This window comes from Thermosynechococcus sp. OHK43, from assembly GCF_014466085.1.
In the GTDB taxonomy this organism is placed as follows: Bacteria; Cyanobacteriota; Cyanobacteriia; order Thermosynechococcales; family Thermosynechococcaceae; genus Thermosynechococcus.
In genome coordinates, this window is the sequence record NZ_JACOMP010000082.1 from 1 (window position 1) to 4691 (window position 4691).

The following is a 4691-nucleotide window of genomic DNA, read 5'->3' on the forward strand; positions in this document are numbered from 1 at the left end:
ACTCAGAACAATCCGCTCTGCATCGGGAAAACGAGCCGGAATCTGTTGACCAGCCGGCAGTGCAATGGGTGAAGTGGTGACTGCACCCGCAATGTATTGTGTTGGGACAAGGGCTTGGGCACCGGGGGCACGGGTTGCCTGACAAAGGAATGCCGCAATATCGGCACGGGTGGCCAGTTGATTAGGGCCAAAAACTTGCACATTGGGATAGTTGACCACCACCTGTTTAGCTGTAGCCGCAGCTACACCGGCTCGTCCATAGGCGGGAATCGCAGCCGCATCATTGAACTGGGCTAAGACCCCCTCCACAGAAGGCGGTGTGGGATACTGCAAGCCGCTGGCAAGGGCAACAATTGCCTGAACGCGAGGAATATTTTGATTGGGCTGAAAAACATTGCCGGGGTAGCCACTCAAAAAGCCGGTACGGGTGGCGTTTTGAATCGCACTCGCTGCCCAAAACGTGCTGGGGACATCGTTAAACGTACCGGGGGCGCGTACCACTGGGGCATTGGGAAACGCCTTCCCCAGCATGGCTGCGTATTCAGCCCGCGTGACTGCCGCAAAGGGGCGAAATGTGCCATCGGGATAGCCGCTGATAATGTTGCGATTGGCAAGGTGGTCAATACAGGCCTGTGCCCAAATACCTTGGGTATCGGTAAAACGGGATTGGGCTTGAGCCGGAACAGCGGCCAGAAGGGCAAGGGTACTAGAACTCATTAAACCGCAGCTCAGAAGGGCCAAGCTGCGCTGTGCTAGGCTCTGCATTGCAAATCTCTCCAAGTAAGACGGTATTAAAGACTTAGCTGCGAGGGTTGACCCCTCAGCGGCTTTGACAGGGAAAACAGGCCAAGGGGCGACTCTGCTGATTCCTATGGACGCAGCGCTGTAGATTAGGTTCCTTTGGGGGTAGGGGCTTCACTGGGGACAAGAACTGATTCCACTTGGGTATTCATCTGCCAGCCAGAAATAAGGGCCGCCGGCAGTGTGTGGGGTTTGGGGCTGTGGAGCAGGTAAATCAGGCGATCGCCCACTTGCCACTCTTCATTGGCTCGCACCACCCGCAATCCCTCTGGCCGTTCCACCAGGAGGGGAAGCACTTTTCCAGAGCGTATCAAGGCGTCAAGGTGCTGGCGTTGCAATTGCGATCGCTCCTCCTCAATGACCAGTTCCCCAAGACGAACTGCCTCCGTGTTGATATATTGATTCCATTTTTTGATCGACAGTTGTAGGGCAAAGGCTGGACTCAACCCCAAGGGACAATCCTCTAGCTCAAGGGCAGCCAGGACCCGTGGCGGGTGAAATTCTTCGAGGACGCGCTGTGCCAACACGGCATTCACCTCTGTGTTACTGGTAACCGCCAAATAGGTGCCCAACTGGGTAATGCCGGCCTCCTGCAAGATATTCAAGTCAAGGCCACTGCTGAGATAGACGGGCAGGTGGTCACGGCGAGCCTGCTCCACCGCCTCTGGATCGGTATCAATCATCACTACCTCTTCGCCGCGATCGCGCAAAATCCGCGCCAGCAGCCTACCGAGGGGGGTACAACCGGCAATCATCACCCCTGAAGCCCCTTGGGCACGGACATGCAGTTGAGTGGCCACCCAACGCGCTGTTAAGCCTTGGCCAAACACCGTCATCAGGATCGTTAGAAAGACTTGTCCCTTAATGGCATCCCCGCCACTCATGCCGGCATTGGTCAGGGTAATGGCAAAGAGCGATGCCACCGAGGCCGCCACAATTCCCCGCGGAGCGATCCAACTGAGGAAGGCCTTCTGTTGCCAACTGAGATCACTGCCCCAGGTGCACAGAACCACGCCGAGGGGACGAATGATCAACATCAAACACAGAACCGTGAGCACCCCCGACCAACCCAGCTCCAACAGACCCGCGATCGACAGATCGGCAGCCAAGAGCACAAACAACACTGAAATTGAAAGGGTACTTAATTGTCCCTTAAAGCGGCGCAGCAGTCGCTCCCCCGGCACTTCACCCCAGCGCAGTACCAAGCCGAGAACGACCGCCATCATCAGACCCGACTCGCTCACCAGTTGATCCGAGAGCCAAAACAAGCCCCAAAGAACCGCCAGCACCAGTAAATTGCGGAGATCGTCGGCGAGAAACCAAGCGCGACGCAGAAAACGGCTGAGAAACCAGCCGCCGATGCCCCCCATCAAGGCACCTACAGCCAAGCGCTGACCAATACCAAGGGCGATCGCCCCCATGCCGAGGTCTTGATTGAGCACTACGTTCAGCACGACGACCGCCAGAATGGCACCAATGGGGTCAATGAGCACACCTTCCCCTTCCAGAATCACCGCCAACTTGTGCTCAACACCCACTTGGCGCAACAGGGGACCCACAACCGTCGGTCCCGTCACCACCACAAGGGAGGCATAGAGAAACGCCAGTTGCCAAGGGAACTCACCAATCCAGTGGGCAGCCATTGCCCCAGCCACAAACGTCATCAATCCCCCCACCGTCACTAGCTTCCACAGGCTACCTGTAATATCTTGGTCGGCACGACTGAGATCTAAGCTCAGCCCCCCTTCAAAAAGAATGAGTGCGACACAGAGGGGAACCAAAACTTCTATGCCCTCCCCTAACACTTCGGGATGAACCCATCCCAAGCCACTTGGCCCTGAGAGAATTCCTACCAGTAACAACAGGACAATACTGGGCAGCCGTAGCCAGTGAGCAGCCACTTGGGCACCAATGCCCAGAACAACTGTGATCACGAACAAGGCGGTGAGTTCGGCACTACTTTCCATCGCAGCCTCCACAGAGGTTTAGGCGTTTAGGGCTAGACTGGCGGGCAAGCATTCCTCCTTGTTTTATGTCAAAGTTCAATACTGGACCGTTGCATTTGTTACACCCCATGGCAGGGGAACCTGATTACAGGATACTGGAAGTCCTTGGGCACTGCCAATTTCAGTTAATTTTGCTAAGGTTTGCCTCCAGAAGGGGGCTACAGCGCGCTTTGGGATCGCCACCAGAGCCAGGCCGCTGCACCACAGAGGGTACAGTTGCCAAAGAATGTGAGCAGGGCTTGCAAATCCACCAACCAAGCTAGTGTCACTGCATTATCAAAGTAATGCCACGTACAGGCACACATGGCACTCACTAAAGCCGGTAGCATTGCCCAGGCTAACCATCGCCATCCTTGCTCTGGACAGCGGCGATCCAGTTGTGCCACAAACCAAATGGCTGCCATCCACTCCAGCACACTGGAAATATGCACCATCCACGTGGGAATTGATAGAGCGTGCATTAGGACTCTGGATAGATGAGGATTTTGTAAGTTTCCGGGGTGGGATGCACTGCCCGTTCCACTGCCTCAGCTAGTTGAGCCAAGGGATAGCGATCGCTGACGAGGGTTTTGACGTCAATACGGCGGTTAAAGATGATGTCGCAGGCAAGGGACTGCAAGCGATAGGAGGAACTGTAGCTCCCCATGAGGTCAATCTCACGGCGGTAGAGAATGTTGGGATTGAGGGGAATCTCCACTTCATCGGGAAACTCCGCAAAAAACAGGATTTTGCCCCCCTTGCGCGTACACTCTAGGGCTTGGCAAAAGGCTTTTTCACTGGGGACCGCCAAGAGACTGACATCTACCCCCAAGCCTTGGGTCAGGGCCTGCACCTTGGCACTCAGATCCGGATCGCGGGCATCAAAGGCAGCAGCAGCCCCCACTTCTTTGGCTTTAGCAATCCGCGAGGGTAGGAGATCGGTGGCGATCGCCCGCGCTCCAAAGAGATTCACCAACATAATGAACATCAGACCAATAGGCCCTACTCCCGTAATCAACACCGTTTGACCGGGAGCGATCCCCGCTTTCTTCACTGCCTTGAGACAACAGTTGGTGGGTTCAATGAAGCTGGCTTCCTCATCGCTAATATGATCGGGAATGGGAATCAGTCCCCCATGCTGCACAATGTGTCCCGGCACTTTCACATACTCAGCGAAGCCACCACCACTGGGAATAAAGCCTGCCGTTGTCGTTACTGTTTTATAAACATGACACATGGAGTAGTTTTCGTTCAAACAGTAGGCGCAGCGCATACAGGGGATGTGGTGCATGACCACCACCCGCTGACCCACTTGCCAACCCGTCACCGCATCGCCCACCGCGGCAATTTCACCCACTGTTTCATGGCCAAAAATACGGGGCGGCTCATAGAGGGGATAGCGAATTTTCTTGATGTCCGATTGGCACAACCCAACCACCCTGACCCGCACTAATACTTCATCAGCAGCAATTTCAGGAATCGGAATCTCTTCGTAGCTGAGTTGATTTACCCCTCGGAACACTTGGGCTTTCATTGAGACCTTTGCAAACTCGTCACCCCTAAAGATAATTGTCCCTTGCGCTGAGAGCAAGTCTTGATGATATCGCTTTTTGACTTCACGCAAAGGAGAACCCTGGTGCTTTTGCTGCGGATAAACCAACACTCAACTGAGGTGACTTGCATTGTGCTGTGCTCAACGCCTTACGGCATCAGAGGTAGAGGCACTCAACGGCATGAGCTTCAGCCCCCCGAAGGCCGGCCGGCTAAAAAGCTTGTTGGGGGATTACTCGACGTTTACCTGTAGACGTTTACCTGTATTGTAGAACGAAGCTCTGGGTCAACAACTTCAAGTGCCGAATCCAATATCTTCTGGATACCCTTTCGACTATAGTTTGTTCCCATATA

General features: G+C 54.7%; 4 protein-coding genes. All 4 read right to left on the minus strand.

Features of this window, described 5'->3' with window-relative positions; all coding sequences use genetic code 11:
* A partial coding sequence (locus H8Q75_RS03500; protein ID WP_297040545.1) for an S-layer homology domain-containing protein occupies nucleotides 1–717 on the minus strand: 717 nt, incomplete at its 3' end.
* Nucleotides 718–890: 173 nt separating this feature from the next.
* The gene (locus H8Q75_RS03505; RefSeq protein WP_024124296.1) at nucleotides 891–2768 is read right to left on the minus strand and encodes a sodium:proton antiporter; all 1878 of its coding nucleotides are present in this window, start codon (nucleotides 2766–2768) and stop codon (nucleotides 891–893) included.
* Between the two features lie 197 nt (nucleotides 2769–2965).
* On the minus strand, nucleotides 2966–3268 hold the full coding sequence (locus H8Q75_RS03510) for a DUF2499 domain-containing protein (RefSeq protein ID WP_041429011.1): 303 nt from the start codon (nucleotides 3266–3268) through the stop codon (nucleotides 2966–2968).
* Nucleotides 3268–4320: a zinc-dependent dehydrogenase gene (locus H8Q75_RS03515; RefSeq protein WP_297040550.1), complete on the minus strand. Its 1053-nt coding sequence runs from the start codon at nucleotides 4318–4320 to the stop codon at nucleotides 3268–3270. Before H8Q75_RS03515 ends, H8Q75_RS03510 begins: the two co-directional genes overlap by 1 nt.
* Nucleotides 4321–4691 lie beyond the last annotated feature (371 nt).

Excerpts from the sequence above, each read along its gene's own strand:
- H8Q75_RS03505 (WP_024124296.1), bottom strand. The coding sequence starts at position 2,768 with ATGGAAAGTAGTGCCGAACTCACCGCCTTGTTCGTGATCACAGTTGTT.
- H8Q75_RS03515 (WP_297040550.1), bottom strand. The coding sequence starts at position 4,320 with ATGAAAGCCCAAGTGTTCCGAGGGGTAAATCAACTCAGCTACGAAGAG.
- H8Q75_RS03510 (WP_041429011.1), bottom strand. The coding sequence starts at position 3,268 with ATGCACGCTCTATCAATTCCCACGTGGATGGTGCATATTTCCAGTGTG.